At 61.5% G+C, this 19,661-nt stretch carries 13 protein-coding genes; 8 read left to right on the top strand and 5 right to left on the bottom strand.

The genetic code is table 11. The features are described from left to right. Positions 1-197: 197 nt before the first annotated feature. The 5 genes from M0D69_RS39745 to M0D69_RS39725 form a co-directional block, all read right to left on the bottom strand. Positions 198-1,304 (bottom strand): glycosyltransferase family 4 protein, encoded by a 1,107-nt coding sequence (locus M0D69_RS39745; RefSeq protein ID WP_301787280.1) that lies wholly within the window; start codon positions 1,302-1,304, stop codon positions 198-200. Positions 1,305-1,382: 78 nt separating this feature from the next. Beyond that, positions 1,383-2,504 carry a glycosyltransferase family 4 protein gene (locus tag M0D69_RS39740; RefSeq protein WP_301787281.1) on the bottom strand — a complete coding sequence of 374 codons (1,122 nt, stop codon included), beginning with the start codon at positions 2,502-2,504 and terminating at the stop codon, positions 1,383-1,385. A 173-nt stretch (positions 2,505-2,677) separates the two neighbouring features. Then, the gene (locus tag M0D69_RS39735) at positions 2,678-3,871 is read right to left on the bottom strand and encodes a glycosyltransferase family 4 protein (RefSeq protein WP_301787279.1); all 1,194 of its coding nucleotides are present in this window, start codon (positions 3,869-3,871) and stop codon (positions 2,678-2,680) included. A 98-nt stretch (positions 3,872-3,969) separates the two neighbouring features. Continuing rightward, entirely contained in the window at positions 3,970-5,649 is a 1,680-nt protein-coding gene (locus tag M0D69_RS39730; protein WP_301787278.1) for an O-antigen ligase family protein, read from the bottom strand. 130 nt (positions 5,650-5,779) lie between these two features. After that, on the bottom strand, positions 5,780-6,310 hold the full coding sequence (locus M0D69_RS39725; RefSeq protein WP_301787277.1) for a GNAT family N-acetyltransferase: 531 nt from the start codon (positions 6,308-6,310) through the stop codon (positions 5,780-5,782). 343 nt (positions 6,311-6,653) lie between these two features. On the opposite strand from M0D69_RS39725, the gene M0D69_RS39720 reads away from it, so the two are divergent. The 8 genes from M0D69_RS39720 (at position 6,654) to M0D69_RS39685 (ending at position 18,965) form a co-directional block, all read left to right on the top strand. Then, a complete protein-coding gene (locus M0D69_RS39720; protein ID WP_047897698.1) occupies positions 6,654-6,905 on the top strand; it encodes an acyl carrier protein in 252 nt (83 codons plus the stop codon). Continuing rightward, positions 6,902-8,200 (top strand): acyl-CoA dehydrogenase family protein, encoded by a 1,299-nt coding sequence (locus M0D69_RS39715; RefSeq protein ID WP_301787276.1) that lies wholly within the window; start codon positions 6,902-6,904, stop codon positions 8,198-8,200. The genes M0D69_RS39720 and M0D69_RS39715 overlap by 4 nt, the downstream gene beginning before the upstream one ends. A 3-nt stretch (positions 8,201-8,203) precedes the next feature. Continuing rightward, the gene (locus tag M0D69_RS39710; RefSeq protein WP_301787275.1) at positions 8,204-9,244 is read left to right on the top strand and encodes an amino acid--[acyl-carrier-protein] ligase; all 1,041 of its coding nucleotides are present in this window, start codon (positions 8,204-8,206) and stop codon (positions 9,242-9,244) included. Then, positions 9,241-10,278 (top strand): DUF1839 family protein, encoded by a 1,038-nt coding sequence (locus M0D69_RS39705; RefSeq protein ID WP_301787274.1) that lies wholly within the window; start codon positions 9,241-9,243, stop codon positions 10,276-10,278. Before M0D69_RS39710 ends, M0D69_RS39705 begins: the two co-directional genes overlap by 4 nt. A 144-nt stretch (positions 10,279-10,422) precedes the next feature. Next, complete coding sequence (locus tag M0D69_RS39700) at positions 10,423-12,936, top strand: glycoside hydrolase family 2 protein (RefSeq protein WP_301787273.1); 2,514 nt, start codon at positions 10,423-10,425, stop codon at positions 12,934-12,936. A gap of 571 nt (positions 12,937-13,507) precedes the next feature. Further along, positions 13,508-14,242 carry a Crp/Fnr family transcriptional regulator gene (locus tag M0D69_RS39695; protein ID WP_047897701.1) on the top strand — a complete coding sequence of 245 codons (735 nt, stop codon included), beginning with the start codon at positions 13,508-13,510 and terminating at the stop codon, positions 14,240-14,242. 988 nt (positions 14,243-15,230) lie between these two features. After that, entirely contained in the window at positions 15,231-16,526 is a 1,296-nt protein-coding gene (locus tag M0D69_RS39690; RefSeq protein ID WP_301787272.1) for a polysaccharide biosynthesis/export family protein, read from the top strand. A 33-nt stretch (positions 16,527-16,559) separates the two neighbouring features. Further along, positions 16,560-18,965, top strand: a complete 2,406-nt coding sequence (locus M0D69_RS39685; RefSeq protein ID WP_301787271.1) for a polysaccharide biosynthesis tyrosine autokinase — start codon at positions 16,560-16,562, stop codon at positions 18,963-18,965. The last annotated feature ends 696 nt before the right edge of the window (positions 18,966-19,661 follow it).

Raw genomic sequence — 19,661 nt, 5'->3', positions numbered from 1 at the left:
GAAGGATGTTTGAACCCCGACCTCTCCGAACACCGATACCCACACGCTTCGCCACACGCACAGTGGCTAATAGTGATAAAGAGAACATCTGACTCACGCAGACCACTAACGCCGAAAGCGCCAACCCGGCATCGCCCCCCGACCACTAACCCCAAAACCACCAAACCCCGTCCACCGGCGCGAGCGAAAAACCACGGTCATGCCGCCGGCGCTCGCCGTGTCGACGGCCGGCTTTGCCGCTCCTCGCACTCCGCAATTGCGCGCTCATAGACCGCAAGATGATCGGCACACACGCGCTGCACGGAAAAACGCTCGAGATCCCGCTTCGCGCGCGCCGCATATTGCGCACGCACCGGCGAATCCATCAACAACCAGCCGATCTTGGCTGCCAGTTGCAAAGGCTCCTGCGGCGGCACAAGCACACCCGCGCTACCGTTCTCCAGCATCTCCGGAACGCCACCCACCTTCGTCGCGACAATCGCGCAACCAGCTTCGCGCGCTTCGCTGAGCACCAGCGGCCCGGGCGCCTGATGTGGCGCAAACGCGAAGACATCGGCTTCAGCCAGATACGCACGGGGATCGGCGACGAATCCCGCAAACTGTACATGGCTCGCAATGCCAAGTTGTTCAGATAAAGCTTCCATCAAACCGCGATCGGGACCATCTCCCACCAGATAAAGCCGCGCGTCCAGCGTCCGCCGGACATGCGCGAACGCATGCAGCAGATCGGCAATGCCGTTGCGCTCGAACATCGCCGCTACACAGACCACGTTCGGATGGCGCAACTGCAATGGCCGCGGCATCGGCCGTGCGGCAAGACGCGGCGAACCGATCGTGCCGCTCGCCACCACGCTCAAGGTGTTCGCGAGCAGCCCACGCTCGAGCATTGCGTCGCCGACCGCGTGGCTCACCACAATCACGCGGTCACCAAAACGCATCAGAGAAGCGCTTTTCTGGATATCGTGATGCACGGTGGTCACCAGCGCGAAGCGGCGGCGCATGCTGCCAAAGCGAGAAATCAACGCGCCGGTCATCATGTGCGCGTGCACGACATCGGGATTAAAACGCTCGATCAGCCGGCCAAACCCCGCGATCATGGCCGGCACGCGCCAAGGCTGGCGCGACTGCTGCAGCAGCACGTGCGTGACGCCATGACGTCGCAGCAACGGCTCGAAAGCGCCGCCCGATGACGCAACAGCAACGTCGTGACCGGCGCGGGCCTGCATGCACGCCAGATCGACCATCGCGTTGACGGTGCCGTTGCCAATACATTGCGCATGCGTGGCCAGGTGAACGATTTTCATGACTTGGGTCTTTCGAGGTTGAGCGGCGCCTGGGGCGCCGGGGCCCTTCTTTCTTCTTGCCGGGTTTTTCTTGTTCGTTCAGAACGAGTCGATGGCTTCGCGATACACAGCGGCCGTCTGCGCCGCGATCACCGGCAGGTCGAAATGCGAGCGTGCGTACGCGCGGCACTCGGCTTCGCTGGGGAGAACCCGCCGGCCAAGCAGCGCTCCGGCGAGTCCTGCCCCCAGCGCCTGAAAGCCGCCCGATTCCAGCACCAGCTCCGGGCTCAGCGGCGCGACCGCTTCGGGCAAACCGCCCACGGGCGTCACGATCACCGGCGTACCGCTCGCCAGCGACTCGATGGTGGTGAGACCAAAACCCTCCAGCGCGGTCGTCGGCACCACCGACACATCCGCCGAGCGATACCAGAGCGGCAGCGCTTCGTCGGCGACAAACCCCGCGAGGCGCACATGCTGCGACAAGCCCCGATATTCGATACGCGCCTGCAACGCCGTCATCAGCGGCCCCTTGCCGGCGATAGTCAGCAGCACGTCGGGCACTTGCTGGCGCACGAGGAACATCGCGTCGATCAAATCTTCCAGGCCCATGCGCGAGACGAGGCGGCGCACGCAGAAAAGCATCGGGCGGTCTTGCGGAAGTCCGAGCGCGGTACGTGCGGCACGCCGGTCTATGTCGGTGCTGAAATGATTGACGTCGACACAACCGGGCACGATGCGGATCGTGCGTGCGTTCACGCCGTACTGCTCCTGCAACACGTCGCCAAAAGCCTGTGACAAGACAATGTGCAGATTGCCGCGCTGATACACATGCCGTTCGACCGCACGCCGCACCATCACATTCGCGCGGCCACGCGCGCCATGCGCCGATTCATCGCCCCAGGGGCCATGAAAATGGATCACCTTCGGCACACGCGAAAACTTGCCGAGCACGGGCGCGGCATACAGCGCGAAGTGCGCCGCGACCACGTCGGGCATACGCGCGTTGCGCAACTCGACCGCCGCGCGCCGCAAACCGGCGACGCGCTTCGGCAAAGGTGCATCGGGTGCGGCGAACGGCGTCACCACGCCATGAGTCGACGTCCGTACGTTCTCGCTTCCTGCTACCAGCCCGCGCACCGTTACGCCCTGAGCGGGCAGCGACTGTATGAGTGCGCTGACCATGCGGTCGAGGCCACCGGGTCGTTCGTCGAACCAGTTCATGCCGATCTGCAGCGAGTCGATAGTCCGCTGTTTTGAAGGCTGGCCTGAGGTGCCCGTTGAAGCTTTGCCTGAAGCCTGACCTAAAGGCTTGTTCGAACCGGCAGCCTTGCCCGCTCGGTCTGCGGCGGGGGTGATCGTGCTTGCTCGCATGGTCATTGATTTAGTCGCAGTATTCATGTCTTCACCGATACAGTCTCGTGGCTTGCCCGTGCATTGTGGCGAGCAGCCTTGCGTGTTGTCGCAATGTCTTCAAACAGCGCGAGATAGCGTGCTGCCATGGTCTGCCACGACAGAGTCGCGGCCAGGGCTTGCGCGGCCTGCCCCATTTCGCGCACACGCAGCGGGTCGGATGCGACCAGAGTGATGGCTTCAGCAAGCGCGGTTGCGTTGTCGGGATCGTCGAGCACGATGCCGCACTCCTCCGTGATCACCTCTGCGCCGCCGGCTGTGTGCACGGTAATTACCGGCAACGCGGATGCGAGCGCTTCGAGCAGCACGAGGCTCATGGCTTCATAACGCGACGGGAACACAAACGCATCGGCGCATCGCATCAACGTGGGCATGTCGCGGATCATTCCGACGAAATGCACACGATCCGCCACGCCGAGCGCGGCGGCCATTGCCGGATACGGACTGTTCGCCACACCGCCGGCCACTGCGAGGTGCACCTTTGGCGGACACGTTACGAGCGCGCGCAGCACGGTATCGAGGTTCTTGCGCGCGTTGCGCAGATCGCCGGCAAACAGCAGCATGAACGGCTCCTCGGGCAACTTGAAGCGCTCGCGCTGCGACGTCTGCGACAAGTCCGGCGAGAACTCAACGTTATCCACGCCGTTATGGATCACGCGAATTTTGTCGCGCGACATGCCGAGCGTCACCAGTTCCGCGCTTACTTTCTCCGACACCGGCACCAGCACGCGTGCATGCCTGAATGCCCAGCGCTCGCACCACGCGTTGAGCCGCGTGAACAACAGTTGATACGCAGCGTAGATGCCGCCGGTCAGGCGAAACGGGTAATAACCGCTTTCATACCAGCCGGTGTGGACGAAGTGGATGGCGTTGACGTCGGAACGAGTCCACGCAATAAAACCGTTGACCTGCACCACGTCGAATTCGTGCCGGTGCGCGCGGATCCACGCCGCCGCGCGCAACGCAAACACCTGATACTTGAGCAGGCGCGTGGGCACGCGGCTCGCGGGCAGGCGGGCGACCGTGATGCGCGGATGCCGGCTCAACGTTTCGTCGACCGTGGTACTGAGCAGCGTGACCGAATGGCCCGCGGCGAGCGCGGCCTGGACGACCTCGTAGTTGACGCGCCCTTGCCCGTCGTTCCTGCCGACGGTATGGGTGACGATGAGTAGATTCATGCGGTCCTCGTTGGATACTGAGTGTGCTGCCGTGCTGTCCGATGGATTGGAGGCCCCTTCAGGTTGACCGCGCTGACCGGGCCGTTTGACGACGGCGCTCATGTGCGCGGCGTGGAAGGCTGCGCAATGTGCTGCTGCGCCGCGGTTCCTGTTGTTGCGCGCCCGGGAGCGGCCGCAGCGGGGCGACCGTTCTGACGAACGGCGGCTGAGCGCGCCGGCTGTTGAATTTCGCGTGCATAGCGCCAGCCGGTAACCGGCAACATCACGCCGATGAAAAAGAACATGCCTCCCGAACCGATCAGCGTGTTGACGAACACCATCATGGCCAGCACACCGAAGGCGGCAGCCGTGCCGGCCACGGCGAAGCGGTCGCTTTTTCGTGCAAAGCTGGCAACAAACGCGCGCAATATCAGCATCAGCAAACCCGTTGCATAGAGCAGCGTACCGGGCCATCCGAGCACGTACGGCACCTCCATCAAACCGCTGTCGAAGTCGACGTTATTCGACGAGCCATCGCCCGAGAGCTTCGAGCCGAGCCCCGTCATGCCGAGACCCTGCCCCGCGATATTGGTCGTCATCTCGGAGAGGAAGTGGTTGTAGATCTCGGTGCGAACCTGATAGCTGTAGTCGTTGTCGAGCTGAGTCACCGTGGAGAAGCGTGCCATCGCCTTGTCCGAGATTTCGTCGACCATCGCGACCGGCGAACACAGCAGCACGATCACCGCGATACCGCCGACCAGCCGCAAGCGGCTGCGGCCATCGAGCATGACGAACAGATACACGAGCCCGATGGCAAGGCCGCCGACCACACTGCGCGACATCGTGCCGATCAGGGCGGGCACGGCCAGGCCGCCCGCGAGGAAGGCCATCTTGTTGCGTGCGGCGAGGGTCATCAGCAGGCAGGCCATCATCGCGATGGCGAACGGGCCCGACGAATTCATCGTGCTCGCGACCCGCATGCCGAACGGCAGCGGCACGCCTTCCGAAACCATGCCTGACTGCAGCAGCCAGAACGCGTCCCAAGGCGGCGGACTGACATACTGGTACACCCCGTATAAGGCGATCACGAAGCCGCCGAACACGAAGGTCTTGAGCATCGTGCGGTGATATTCGGGGTACTGCCGCCACGTAACCAGGATGTGAAACGCGATCAGGACCGGGAACAGCCACGAGATCAGCGTGTAAGACGCAGCCGCGATCCCGGCGCCGACCATGCCGATCACATAGCCATAGAAGATGCCGAGCACGATCAGCGTGAGCGGGATGGCACGCCGCTGCATCAGCACCCGAAAATGAGTCAGCAGGTTCATGCCGCACAGCGCGGCCGCGATCACCGGCGCGAGCATGATGAGGCTGCGGTCACTGAACATGCCGTTGAAGTAGTCGGACAAACGCCGCACTTCCGGTGTCAGGAAGAACAGCCACACGACGAATGACAGATAGTGCGCAGGCGAACGTTTGTAGAGTAGCGCCGCGACCGTAACTGCCCCCACCGGATAGAACAGCTCGAGCACACGGCTCTGATGCAGCACGAGCAACAGCGCCGTGAGCGCCGCGAAGGACAACGGCGCAATCATCAGCCGACGCCGCCGGCTCAGCTCGGCGCGCTGCTTCGACTTCGCGGCATCGGCCGCGAGCTTCACCGCGCGGGCCGCTTTCGCGGCCGCCGAGGGCGCTGACGCTATCTTCTCGCGTTGCGCCATCCACGGGGTCTTCCACGTCTCGACGCGCCCGCCCTGCGACTCGTCTCGCACATTCGTGATCGAAACACTCGACATCGTTAAATCCTGATAAGGAGAGGTCGGCGTCGTGTTCGTGCAGTGCACGTCACTCGCGTCCTCTGTGTCATTTAGAAACGTCTAATGCCGACGTTGGGCACTTGCTGCGTTCTGAAAAGCTTTGAATCCTTCAAACCTCTTCGACCGTATCGACGAAATCCGCCGCACTGGCATGCTGGTTCGTCCGGCCGCTATGACGGCTCTTGCGCATGAGTCCGATCACGCGAACCCCGCGCTCGACAAACGGTCCCTCGTCGCGGCGAAACCCGAATGTTTCGTAAAACCCGCGCAAACTCACAGGCGCCAGCAAACGCACGTCGCGCCCTGGCCACCGCTCGGCCGCGGCCGCAAGCACGCGTTCAATCAGCGTCGCAGCCGTGCCGTCACAGCGCCGTAGCGGGCTGGTGAGGATCCTGTCCACCACGACCACGGCCACCTCCGCGGTCCCCGTGCTGCCCTCATGCAGCCGCGCGTAGGCGATGACGGGCATCGAACGCGACATGTCATCGACTGCAAACACATGGAGCGACGTTTCATCCCTGCCGTCCGGGTCAAGATGCACGTGCGACTGTTCGACAACGAACACAGCGCTTCTCGCCCGCAGGATCAAATACAGCTCCCGTGCGGTGATTTGCTCGAAGTCGAGTGCTTTCCAGTTCATGTCCCTGTCTTGCTCCAAATGAGGCCAGCAACACCGGCCTGTTCGATGTTCATACGTTACGTCTCCGACCGCATAACTTCCGTGCGGCATCGCACCGACGCCTACCCTTGCCAATCCGTTAAATACGGTCAACCGAACCGCAATCGGCGAATGACGAACTGCCGCGAGAAAAAGCCTGGTGCCCGCTAGCGTGGGATGACCCGCCAAGCTTCAAAACAAACGTGCGCCAGCTTGCCGATTGCATGACCAGTCCGGTTCCGGTCACGCACCAAGCCGATATCAAACGGCAGCGGCCGGTCCTAGGTGACACACCTTTAGTGACGCTTCTTTGGGGGGCTATTACATGAAAACCGCACTGCGCCGCATCCTTACCGAATCCGCTCGGCTCGACGTACCCGCCGACTCGCTCGCTGATGACGCCGACCTGTATGCCGCAGGGCTGTCGTCGCTCGCGACCGTTCATCTGATGCTCGCCGTTGAAGACGAGTTCAACATCGAGATCCCCGACCGGATGCTGACGCGCCGCCTGTTTTCGTCGATCGACTCGCTCGCCGCCGCGGTGACCGAGCTGCAACTGGCGCAGGCTGCAGCATGAACGCCTCGACGGATGTCGCCGTCCTTGCAGCAGTGAAGGCCGAGGAAGCAGCGGTCGTGGCAGCGCAGATCGTGGAAGACGTCCGGCAGGCATCGGCGGAACCTGCGTGGCTCTCCGCTACCCGCCGCGTGGCGCAGATCGCAGCCCAACATGCCGCCGCGGTCGATCGCGATGCACGGTTCCCGGTCGAGGCATTCGAGGCGATGCGCCGCGAACGCCTGTTGTCGGCAATGATCCCCGCCGCACTCGGCGGCGCCGGGCTGACGCTCGCCGAAGTAGCGCGTATCTGCGAAACGCTGGGGCGTGCATGTTCATCGACGGCGATGGTCTATGCCATGCATCAGAGCCAGGTCGCGTGCATCGTCGACCAGGGCAACACGGTCCCGTGGCAACGCGAGATGATCGCGCGCCTGGTCGATGAGCAATGGCTGCTCGCCTCCGCGACCTCCGAAGAAACCATCGGCGGCAACATGCGCACCAGCGCCTGTGCGGTCGAACTGGTCGACGGAGCGTTCAGGATCGAGAAGCTCGCACCGACCATCTCGTATGGCGAGCATGCCGACTGCATCCTCGTCACCGCGCGCCGCAGTCCTGAGGCGAGCGCTTCGGATCAGGTGCTGATCGTGGCGCCGCGCGACTCGCTCGTGCTCGAAAAACGCGGCGGCTGGGACTCGCTCGGCATGCGCGGCACCTGCAGCGAAAGCTTCCGGCTCGTTGCTGTTGGCCGTGAAGAACAGATCCTGCCCGTGCCCTTTGCACAGATCGCCGACCAGAGCATGCTGCCGGTCTCGCACACGCTCTGGGCGTCGGTATGGATCGGTATCACCGCCGACGCCGTGAACCGCGCGCACCAGTTCTTCCGTGCGCAGGCACGTGGCAAACCGGGCGCGTTGCCTCCGTCGGCGGGACGGCTCGCGGACGCGGTCGCTCAGTTGCGCATGATGCAGGCGCGTCTGAAAGTTGCACTCGATGCCGCAAGCGATGCCTCATCTGAACGCATTGCACGCGATGCACGGGAAGCATGCGATTTCGACACGCCGCTGGGAGCGTCACTGAGTCTTGCCTCCGACATGAACACGCTGAAGCTCAGCATCTCGTCGACTGCGCTGCAGGTCGTGCAGGAGACGCTGATGATCTGCGGCATGGCGGGCTACAAGAACAACACCGATTACAGCGTCGGGCGTCATCTGCGCGATCTTTTCTCTGCACCGCTGATGATCAGCAACGACCGCATCCAATTAAACACGGCGAACCTGCTGCTCGCGCAGCGCACGCCGGCTACGGGGAGAATCTAGAACATGAACACGGTAACGGAACACGCGGCCATTGCAGCCGCCGATGCACAACAGGCATCCACGTACAACGCATCGGACGTGACGTTGCGGGCACGTTTGATTGAAGCGGGAATCCTCATTGATACGGGCGAGGACGGCCTGTATGGCCGCAGCCAGGTATTCGAGGACGTGATCGACCGGCTCAACCACGCAATCACGCTGCTGGGCGCCGACCAGGAAGCCGAAGTGTTGCGCTTTCCGCCGGCCATGCGCCGCCACGACTTCGAGGACAGCGAATATCTGAAGAGCTTCCCCGATCTCGCCGGCACGATCCACTCTTTCCAGGGCAACGACCGTGGTCATCACCGGCTGCTGGAAGCGCTCGAAAAAACCGTTTCCGTGGGCGAAGAAGAACGCACCGACGAATGGATGGACCAGCAAAAACCGACCCGCCTGGTCCTCACGCCGGCCGCCTGTTATCCGATCTACCCGACTATCGCCAAGCGCGGCGCACTGGCCGAAGATGGTGCGACCGTCGACGTGTTCGCCTATTGCTTCCGTCATGAACCGTCCATCGATCCGGGCCGCATGCAGATGTTCCGGATGCGCGAATACGTGCGCCTCGGCAGCCCCCAGCAGGTCGTGGACTTCCGTCAGAAGTGGATCGAGCGGGGTTCGCTGCTTGTGAATCTGCTGGGCCTGCCGTTCGAAATCGATCTCGCCAACGACCCGTTCTTTGGCCGTGGCGGCAAGATCGTGGCCGATAGCCAGCGTGCGCAGCAACTGAAATTCGAGCTGCTGATCCCGGTTGCCACGCCCGACCGTCCGACCGCGTGCCTGTCGTTCAACTACCATATGGAACACTTCGGCGAGATCTGGAAGATCGCCCAGGCGAACGGCGAACTGGCGCATACCGCATGCGTCGGTTTCGGCATGGAGCGCACGACGCTCGCCCTCTTCCGTCATCATGGCCTCGATGTAAAAGCGTGGCCGGCTGAAGTGCGCGACTTCCTCTGGGGCGATACGCAGTCGCATATCAGCGCCGGCCTCGAGGCACTGTCATGACTGCCGTCCACACGAGCGGCGTGACGGATTCCGGCCGCGATCGCGCCAGGGTCGTGCAACTGCACCCGTCCCACATAAACGTGCGCAAACACCAGTCGCACGCGCTGCATCAGGGCGAGCGGGTGTGGGCGGAGACGAACTGCTACGTGGATTTGTGGATCGAGCTGCTGCACGGCTATGGACTCGATCCGCGGGCCGCGCTCGCCTTCACGGTCACGCAGGACTTCGAAGGCGACCAGTTCACGTTCTTCAAGTTCCCGCTGGAGGACCTCGACAAGCTCTATGGTTTGCAGGTCCAGGAACTGGCTATCTATGATTCGCTGGAAGACCGTGTGCGTACGCAGACCCAGCGCGGCCATACGGTGCTGGCGGAAGTCGATGCGTTTTATCTGCCTGACACCCGCGCGACGTCATACCGGCACGATCACACGAAGACGACTATCGGCGTGGATTACATCGATCCGCGTTCGCGCCGGCTCGGCTATTTCCACAACACGGGTTATTTCGTGCTGGACGGAGAGGACTATGAAGGCGTGTTTCGCCGGCTGCCGGAACTCGATGGCCGTCCCGAGCTACTGTTTCCCTACGTGGAGTTCTGCAAGCGTGCACGAGCGCCGCTAAGCGGCACGGCGCTGGCGGAAGCGTCGGCGGATCTGCTCGTCGCGCATTTACAGCGGCGTCCGGCGCGCAATCCGATCACGCAATGGCGGGCGGCTTTTCCTGAACACCTGGAGATGCTGTTCGAACGGGGCCCGGACCACTTCCACCTTTACACCTTCAACGTCATGCGGCAACTCGGCTCGAACTTCGAGTTCATGTCGAGGTACCTCGTCTGGATGCGCGAGCGTGGTTTCGCCATCCCCGACAACATGCCGACCGCCGCGCAGCGCATTGCGACCGAGTCGATGGTGATGCAGTTCCGGCTGGTACGAGCCATCGCACGCGGACGGCGCGATCCCTGTCACGAGTGTTTCGACGTGCTGGAAGAGTCTTACGACAAAATCGTGGAGCCGCTTGCCGCGCTGATCCGCTAGGGGCTAACCCTGGCGGTTTTAAAGTTTTACCCCAGCCGGCCGAAAACAAGCTTGCAGCCGACGCGTCCAGGCCGCGCCGGCCGCACACACAATAAGAGTGGGTCGCCTCGACGCCACGTTACAACGCCATTCGAGGAAACCGCCATGCGCATCCCGTCGCCCGGCGTCAGTGCTTCGCCGTCCGCTTTTTTTCCGCGCCTGTTGTCCGAAGGCTGGGAATGCCTCACTACGCGAGCGGGCGCTTACGCCACGCCCGCTGCGTTGATCGCTGACGGATGGCTTGCCGCGCCCGTGCCGGGCACGGTTGCATCGGCGTGGCGGGAGGCCGGCAAACTTGATCTCGAGACCTCGCCGGCATTCGCTTTTGATGACCACTGGTATCGACTGGTCCTATGCGAAAGCGGGATGCGCCGGTTGCGCTTGCACGGACTTGCAACACTTTCGGAAGTCTGGATCGACGACACAAAACTGCTCGATTCCGATTCGATGTTCGTCGCGCATGATCTCGATCTGCATCTGGACGGACACGCCACGCTCTATCTCTGCTTTCGTTCGCTGAGCGCTGCGCTCGCAGCCAAACGCACGCGTGCGCGCTGGCGGCCAAGGCTCGCTCAGCCGGCAACACTGCGCAATGTACGCACGACCTTGCTCGGCCACATGCCCGGCTGGTGCCCGCCGATCCAAGCCGCAGGTCCATGGCGGCCGGTGGAATTGCTGGGGGAATCGGCGACGTCGATCGATCGCGTGGACCTGCATTCGAGCCTTGATGACAACGATGGCCTCGTTCATCTGAGCGTACGGTTTGTCCATCCTCAACGCGAACAGAGCGTGCGACTTGCTTGCAACGATGCATCGACCACGCTGCAATGGCGCGATCCGCAAACGCTTGCGGGCGTATTGCGCGTACCCGATGCGCCGCGCTGGTGGCCGCACACGCATGGCGAGCCGTTGCTGCATCGCGTTGCGCTCGAATTCGCTGGCAATGAAGTGATCGAGCTCGGGCGCATCGGCTTCAGAGAACTGCGCGCAGAACGCGGCCCGGCGGGCGACGGCTTCCAGCTAGTGGTCAACGACGTGCCCGTTTTTGCGCGCGGCGCATGCTGGACTCATGCGGATCTCGTGTCGCTCAGCGGTTCACGTGAACAGGCGCAAACGTTTTTCCAACTTGCCCGCGACGCCGGCATGAACCTCTTGCGCGTCGGCGGCACGATGCTTTACGAGTCCGATGCGTTCTATGAATTGGCGGATGAATACGGGCTTTTGATCTGGCAAGATTTTGCATTTGCGAATTTCGACTATCCGACGGATGCGGTCTTCACGGCCAGTGTCCAACGCGAAGCCGAACAATTTCTGTCACGCACACGGCGCTTCGCTTCGCTCGCAGTCCTCTGCGGCGGCAGTGAAGCCGACCAGCAAGGGGCCATGCTTGGCCTGCCGCCCGAAATGCGCTCGCAAACGTTATTCACCCTGCAGTTGCCGTCGATCGTAGCGGCGTTGCGGCCCGACGTGCCTTACGTCATGAACTCGCCCAGCGTGCCGGCCGGCGAAGCCGGGGCCGCCGCGTGGCCCTTCGCCACGCGCACGGGCGTCACGCACTACTACGGCGTCGGCGCTTACCAGCGGCCGCTCGAAGACGCACGGCGCGCGAACGTCCGCTTTGCCAGCGAATGCCTGGCGTTCGCCAATGTGCCCGACGATGTCGCGCTCAATGCCGTGCCGCTGGCATCGAAGCCACACGAGCCGCGCTGGAAAGTCGCAGTGCCGCGAGACCCCGGCGCGGGCTGGGACTTCGACGACGTGCGCGAGTATTACCTGCGCACGCTGTACGCCGTCGACACCGCCCGCCTTCGATACGAAGACCCCGAGCGTTATCTCGATCTGTCACGCGCAGTGGTGGCCGAGGTCATGAGCGAAGTCTTCTCGGAATGGCGCCGCCATGGATCGTCATGCGCCGGGGGAATCGTCTGGCAGTTGCAGGATCTGCGTCCGGGTGCAGGCTGGGGCGTGATCGACGCGCTGGGAGCGCCCAAGAGCGCGTGGCACGGGCTTGCGCAGGTTTTGCGTCCGATAGCAGCCCTCATCACCGACGAGGGCCTTGACGGCCTCGATGTGCATCTGATCAACGAAACTGCAACCATTATCGACGCCCGGCTTGAACTCGTGTGTCTGCGCGACGGCGCAACGAAGGTGGCCAATGCATCAAGAGACGTAACACTCGCTGCGCGCAGCACTGCGCGTTTCCAGGCGTCGGACCTTCTTGGCCAGTTCTTCGATTTCACCTATGCCTATAGATTCGGTCCGCGCGCGCACGATGCCACGGTGATTACCTTGCGCGACAAGGCTAGCGGCGCCGTGTTGTCCGAAGCATTCCACTTCCCCGAACGCGCCTGCACGCAGCGCCACGATCTAGGTCTCGAAGTTCGGCTGGAGCAAACCAGTGCCGATAACTGGGACCTGGTGATGAACGCCAAACGTTTGGCACGCTGGGTTCACGTGGTCGATCCGCACTATCGTGCAACCCTCGACTGGTTCCATCTTTCACCCGGCCGCGAGCGCCGCATTTCGCTCGTTGCTCGCCAACGCAACACTTCGCATCCGCCAGAAGGCGAGGTTCGTGCACTCAACGCAACGTTTTCAATTCAGTACCAGCCTACTTAGCAAGCCATGCTCAGCAAGTCCGCATGAGCGCCATCAGGCCGCACAGGCGTGTCAAGCGGCGCCATAAAGCAAATGCGTTCGCTAGCACACCAAGTTGATGGAACAGTTCTGAATCAATTTCCATACAACCGACGAATGTTGGCTTGACCACCCAACGCATCAGCCTCGAGCGCCACTTTTCACGTCGATAAAAAAACCTGAATGGGCCACCAGTAAGGCATTGCGCAGACGAAAGCGTGCGGCGCATCAATCGCATCAATAGAGTCCGACATCTAACGCGATGTTCAAGACTGAAACAAAAATATCCATCTGCTGATTTACGGCCACGCCACTTCAAGCACCGCGCCATGATGGCATTGACATAGCGCATTGCTGGCACGGTCCTCGCTAAATGAGTCTCGCAGCGCTGGCATCGTCGAAAAACGAATTCAACTAGACGACGATACCGAGTTGCTTACGGGGCCGGTCGCAACACGTTTTGATGGATGCCGTCAGATGTATCCGCGAAACGCCAGCTGACCGGTAAATAACAAGTAAGGCGCAATGCGCAAAGTTACGAGAGAACAACATCATGCTGACCCTTCAGTCCGACCTGCACGGCAATCATCTGTTGGGTGCGCTTCCTGCGCACGAATGGCAAGCCCTCACACCGCATCTTGAACTGGTTCAACTTCGCACCGACCAATTGCTGTGCGATTCAGGACAACGCATTCATCACGTGTATTTCCCCACCACCGCCATCATCTCCCTGCTGCACACGATGGAAGACGGCGGTTCGGTAGAGATCGCGGCGGTCGGCCGTGAAGGGATGACCGGCGTGCCGGTCCTGACTGGTGGCGAAACCATGCCGACGCGTGTCCAGGTGCAATGCCCGGGCTTCGCTTATCGCATGAGCGCAAGCGCATTGCGCGAACAATTTGGCCGCTCGGACTTCCTGCGCCGCCTGATGCTGCTGTACATGCAAGCCCTCCTCACGCAAGTTGCACAAACGGCTGCATGCAATCGCCACCACTCGCTCAACAAGCAACTGTGCCGCTGGCTTCTTATCGAAATCGATCGCACCACGTCGAACCAGTTGCAAGTCACGCAACAGTTGATTGCTGACATGCTCGGCGTGCGTCGTGAAGGCGTGACCGAAGCAGCGGGCAAACTGCATGACGCCGGCCTGATTCATCACAGCCGCGGCTGCATCAAGGTCCTGGATCGCGAAGGCCTCGAGTCGCGCGCATGCGAATGCTACGGCATCGTCAAGCGTGAATTTGACCGGCTGCTGCCGCGTCTGCATCAGGTGGAAGCGGTTCACTGAACACGGGACATGGTGCAGGAGTGACGGAGCCAGGCCATGGCCTCAAGTGTTTGGCGCTTTGTCTCGATGCGACCCTTGGGCGCTGTGGGCAACTTGGCCTTGTCGTTCGGATCGTACGGATGGACCTTACGCTCGGTGGAAATTTTCGTATCGCCTGAATCGGGCGGCATGGACTCCCCGAGCGCAGCGTTCACCACCGTCCCGGCCGACCGCGTGCCCGCCCCTTGCTGCAATCGTGATCGTGCGCCTGATATAGGTGCCGATGACGTTCTCCCTACAACCCGGTTTGTTGCATTCGACTTTGCATCGGTAGCGATTGGCATGCCCGCATTCGTTGAAGCACCGGCTATTGCTGACTCAATCGAGTCGCGCATGCTGAATTGCCGATTATTTGAAAACGATTTGAATCGAAGAGCAGCAGCGCTGCGGTTTTAATCCGGCGACGCGGTTCGATAAATCTTCATCTCGTTGTCTTAATGTTCAGGAGTCCCGCGTCATCGCCGTGCCGCGCCCGATCTCACACCGTGGGTATTTGTGTGAACTAAGACGCCCACGTGCGGCAGCGCACTTACCGACCCTGCCAGAAACGCCACGATGTCGTACCGAAACGGCCACATGCGCTCCTCCGCCTTGACCTACATAGCAGGCGAGTGCAGGCAGCCCGAGTGAAACAAAGCAGTCAAGCAACATAGTCGATACAGATTTTTTCCGAAGGTACGTGGTTCTCCTGCCGCGCGCCTTTCAACCTGTGGTTCTTCCTGTGTGAACACCCGCCCGATAGTCAGGCTGGGAGCGTTAGCTGTTGTCTCGAGTGGTTGCCGCGATGGGTGGACCGGGGAAGAAACCCATTCGCGAGCAAAACCCGGGAAACAGCTGCCAGGCGCTCACGTCATGCACAGGAAGCATCGCATACGCGCTCTGCGCGGTGACGGGCAGGAGACTTTGCGCTGAGGAGATTCGGCGTATCCGTAACGCGAGGACCACTAATATGAACATCAAACTACTCGTATCACTGCTGGCTGGCGTGACCTTCACAGCATCGCTCACCGGCTGCGCAATCGCACCCGGGCCCTATCTCGATACCGACCGGCTCGATCAGACACCGTCACCGGAAAGCGTCGCTCAGGCGAACGTGAAGTATCACGTCCAGCCTATCGACGTCACGTACTTCGAGACGCATCCGCGCAAGGGCGACGCAACGCTCGCAAGCGTATGTCCGCTGACCTGCCTCACCAAGGACACGCGCAAGCTGTACGCGTATCACATTGGCGTGAACGACCAGATCAGCGTTACCGTATGGGATCACCCGGAGTTCAGCTCGACCGGCATCTCGGCGAGCACGGGCGCAGGGGGCGTACCGCCGTTGCCATCGGCAGCACCGGGAGCCACAGCGGTGGGCGCAGGAGCAGCAACGGGCAGCGCAAGCGGTCCGGAAGCCGGCGGCGTCAGCGTGCGTGTAGCCAACGACGGCAGCATTTTCTTTCCGCGCGTGGGCCGCATGCAAGCTGTTGGCAAGACCGCGCAGGAACTGCAGGAAGCGCTGACCAGAGGTCTTTCGAAGACCATTCGCAATCCGCAGCTCGACGTGCGCGTGTCCGGTTTCTACAGCAAGCAGGTGCAGGTCACCGGCGACCTGAAGCAGCCTTCCTCGCAGCCGATCACCGACGTGCCGCTGTCCGTCATCGACGCCATCAACCGCTCGGGCGGAGCGAACCCCGACGCCGACTTGCAGAACGTCGGCATCACGCGCGATGGCCATCGTTACGCGGTGGACGTAGCAGCCCTGCTCGATCGCGGCGACATCCAGCAAAACGTGTTGCTGCAGGATGACGACATCATCGACGTGCCGGATCGCACCAAGAGCCGTGTGTTCGTGCTTGGCGAACTGGCCAAGCCGCAGACCGTGCCGATGAACCGGGGTCATCTGACGCTCGCCGACGCGCTCGCCAATGCGAACAGCATCGATCCCAGGTCTGCCGATCCGCGCATGATCTATGTGATCCGTGGCTCGGAGCAGCAGTTCGCGAAGGGCGGGATGATCAAGACGTCGGCGATTACTTCGGCCGATGGCAGCGCGGCATCAGCTGCGAAGCCGCTCGACCTAAGCGTGTACAAACTGGATATGACGCAAGTAGACGCACTGATGCTGATGACGCAATTCGACTTGCATCCGCGTGATGTGGTCTACGTGCAGGTTGCCAGCGCTGCTCGCTTCAACCGCGTGCTTGAGCAAATCTCGCCGACCATCCAGACCCTCTTCTACACCATACAAACGGCCCGCTAACACGAGCGTCACTTGTTACGCCTGGAGTGCGACATGAGTACTTATGAAATGCTGGAGCATTCGCCTACGCAAGCCAAGGATGAGGAATTCGTCTTGCGTGATCTGGTGCGGATGATCGTCGATCAGATCTGGTGGGTGCTGGGCATTGCGCTCGGTATCCTGCTGGTCGCCGTGCTGTACGCGAAGATGTCCACGCCGGTCTACTCGGCGGACGCGCTGGTGCAGGTCGAGACGCCCAGTCCCAACTCCCCCAACAGCGCTCAGGCATCGCTTACTGCGGCCTTGATGCCGAGTGCCGGTTCAATGCATGCGGATGCCGAGATCGAGATCATCAAGAGCCGCGCGGTGATCGACCCGGTGGTGGAGCAGTTCAATCTGAACTTCGGCACGTCCGCGAATGTCATGCCGGCGATTGGCCGCGTGACCTCGTGGTTCGCGCACAAAGGCCATCCTCTGCCCGCACTGTTCGGTTTCGACACGTACGCCTGGGGCGGTGAAGAGTTCAAGGTGGACTCGGTGAACGTGCCGACCATCCTGCAGGATCAGCGCCTCACGTTGCGTGCGCTTGGCGAAGGCCGCTTCGCGCTGCTCGATGCAGAGAATCACGAACTGCTTCAAGGCGAGGCGGGTACCGTCGCGACGGGCAACGGCGTCACGCTGCTCGTGAGCCAGCTGGTCGCGCGCCCCGGCACCGAGTTCTTCGTCACGCGTGCCTCGCAGCTCGAAGCCGGCCAGGCTTTCGGCGCCGGCATGCAGGTCGGAGAGAAAGGCAAGGACACGGGTATCGTGCAGATCTCGTATAGCGGCTCGAAGCCGATCTTCATTACGGAAGTCGCCAATGCGGTGGCTGCTTCGTATCTGAAGCAGCGCACCGAGCGTGCGCAGGAAGAAGCGAATCGCATGCTGACCTTCCTGAACAACGAACTGCCGCGGGTACGTAACGAATTGCGCGCCAGCGAAACCGCATTGGCGCAGTATCAGACCGCTGCCGGGTCGTTCCAGCCGACGCAGGAAGCACAGACGTATTTGTCCGGCGGACTCGACTATGAACGCCAGATCGCGGCATTGCGGATGCAGCGCGTACAGTTGCTGCAACGCTTCACTGACGGCGCCGACGAAGTGCGTGCAATCGATGCGCAACTTGCCGCGCTCAATGTAGAGAAGTCCCGCTTCGAGAATCAGTTCAAGACGTTGCCGGGTTCGGAGCGTCAGGCTGTGTCACTGCAACGTGAAGCCAAGGTCAACTCCGAAATCTATGTTGCTCTCCTGAATAAAACGCAGGAGTTGTCGATCAGCCGTGCGGGGACGGTAGGCAACGTGCATATCGTCGATATGGCGCTCGTGCCGTCGCAGCCCGTCAAGCCCAAGGCCGGGCTGATCATTGCCGCGGGTGGATTGCTTGGAGTAATTGCGGGAGTGGTGTTCGCCTTTGTACGGCGTGCGTTTTTTGCCGGTGTGGACGATCCAGATCTGGTTGAACGCCGCTTCAACCTGCCGATCTTCGGCGCCATTCCGTTCAGTGCTGAGCAAGCTCGGGTTGATCGTGTGCGGCTTGATCGTCCGATAGCGTTACCCTTGCCTTCTGCGAAGGGAGCTGCGGGTGGTGCAAAGCGTTTGGCGATGCAGCCGGTGGGCGATGGATTCGGGTCGACGCCCGGCATGGCTGCGAAGACGCGGGTGGCCATGGCGCTTCAGCACGCCACTGTTCTGCCCGCTTCACGCAGTGCCACGCAGCCGTTGCTTTCGACGACGCATCCTTTCGATACATCGATTGAAGGACTTCGCGGGCTCAGGGCGACGCTGCAATTCGCGCTTGTCGATGCACCTAACCGTGTGATTGCCATTACGAGTCCGGCGCCATCCGATGGCAAGAGCTTCTTGTCCGCCAATCTTGCCGCGCTTCTGGCTGAGTCCGGCAAGCGGGTATTGCTTATCGATGCGGATTTGCGTCGTGGCCGGCTGGCTCAATATCTTGGGCGCTCGCCGAATGGCGGACTCACTGAGCTGCTCACCGGACAGACCGACTTCGAGATGGCTGCTCGTGAGACCGGGGTGCATGGATTGCACTTCATTGGCTCGGGTGCTCATCCGCCTAACCCGTCGGAGATTTTGACTTCGGCGCGGTTTGCTTCGCTGTTGCAGGCTTTCGAGAAGCAGTTCGACCTGGTTATCGTCGATACACCGCCGTTGCTGGCCGTGCCGGATGCGGCTGTTATTGCTAGCCTGGCTGGGTCTACCGTACTTGTTATGCGCTCGGGCGCCCATTCGGAAAAGAATATCGCTGATGCGCTTAAGAAGCTCAAGCGTGCTCATGCCAGGGTCGTGGGTGGCGTGTTGAATGCGATGCCGGCTAAGCGCGGTGGACGTAACGGCACTTATGACTATGCTTATGCCTATACGTATTCGAGCGATCCGCTCGCGGCCGACGTCAAGCAGTGAAAGTTGTTCGGGGGGAGATGTTTTACTTCTGTGAGATGAGATAGCCGCTAAGGCTGCCAGTATTCGACGCCCGCGAAAGCGGGCGTTTTGTTTCGCTCGCGCCGGTGGACGGGTTTGGGTTGGTGGAGTTTGGAGCGGTAGCGGTCGGGAGTTGATGCCGGGTTGCAGGGGGTTTTCGGGGTTAGTGGTCGGGGGTGGTGCTGGGTTGCTGCTTTCTGCGCCCGTGGCCGGTCTATGCTGGCTCTTCTCTTTATCACTATTAGCCACTGTGCGTGGCGGCACTTCATTTTTTTCCGACGGCGAAAAAGAAACAGAAGCAAAGAAAACGCCTCTCAACCATCGGCAAGTTAATGTCCCTAGCGTGCAGGCTAAAAGTTTTTGGCACCTGATAGCACGGTGCTCGCCAGACTCACCGATGTTTGAAACCCTCCTTCTCGCGAATTCTTACACGGACGCGCTTCGCCCCCAACGCTCTCGGGCAAGCACCGTCACCCATGGACCCAGACGGCCTCACGTGTTCGTTCATTCGTCTCTTGCGTGGCTTGGTGATTTGTCTGTTACTGGTGGGATGGCGGAGTATTGATTTTTCTGCGTGGACTACGAGATTATTTCTTGAGGTGGTTATTCGTGGATAGCGCGAAGTGAACCTGTGGCAGGTTCAGTCACTGGTGGCGAAGCGTGTGGGTATCGGTGTTC

Source organism: Caballeronia sp. SEWSISQ10-4 2 (assembly GCF_030464885.1).
In the GTDB taxonomy this organism is placed as follows: Bacteria; Pseudomonadota; Gammaproteobacteria; order Burkholderiales; family Burkholderiaceae; genus Caballeronia.
This window is presented reverse-complemented; position numbering and strand designations above follow the sequence as displayed.

Coding starts and splice junctions, on each gene's coding strand:
- M0D69_RS39745 (WP_301787280.1), bottom strand. CDS start 1,304: ATGAAAATCGTTCACCTGGCCACGCATGCGCAATGTATTGGCAACGGC.
- M0D69_RS39740 (WP_301787281.1), bottom strand. CDS start 2,504: ATGAACTGGTTCGACGAACGACCCGGTGGCCTCGACCGCATGGTCAGC.
- M0D69_RS39735 (WP_301787279.1), bottom strand. CDS start 3,871: ATGAATCTACTCATCGTCACCCATACCGTCGGCAGGAACGACGGGCAA.
- M0D69_RS39730 (WP_301787278.1), bottom strand. CDS start 5,649: ATGTCGAGTGTTTCGATCACGAATGTGCGAGACGAGTCGCAGGGCGGG.
- M0D69_RS39725 (WP_301787277.1), bottom strand. CDS start 6,310: ATGAACTGGAAAGCACTCGACTTCGAGCAAATCACCGCACGGGAGCTG.
- M0D69_RS39720 (WP_047897698.1), top strand. CDS start 6,654: ATGAAAACCGCACTGCGCCGCATCCTTACCGAATCCGCTCGGCTCGAC.
- M0D69_RS39715 (WP_301787276.1), top strand. CDS start 6,902: ATGAACGCCTCGACGGATGTCGCCGTCCTTGCAGCAGTGAAGGCCGAG.
- M0D69_RS39710 (WP_301787275.1), top strand. CDS start 8,204: ATGAACACGGTAACGGAACACGCGGCCATTGCAGCCGCCGATGCACAA.
- M0D69_RS39705 (WP_301787274.1), top strand. CDS start 9,241: ATGACTGCCGTCCACACGAGCGGCGTGACGGATTCCGGCCGCGATCGC.
- M0D69_RS39700 (WP_301787273.1), top strand. CDS start 10,423: ATGCGCATCCCGTCGCCCGGCGTCAGTGCTTCGCCGTCCGCTTTTTTT.
- M0D69_RS39695 (WP_047897701.1), top strand. CDS start 13,508: ATGCTGACCCTTCAGTCCGACCTGCACGGCAATCATCTGTTGGGTGCG.
- M0D69_RS39690 (WP_301787272.1), top strand. CDS start 15,231: ATGAACATCAAACTACTCGTATCACTGCTGGCTGGCGTGACCTTCACA.
- M0D69_RS39685 (WP_301787271.1), top strand. CDS start 16,560: ATGAGTACTTATGAAATGCTGGAGCATTCGCCTACGCAAGCCAAGGAT.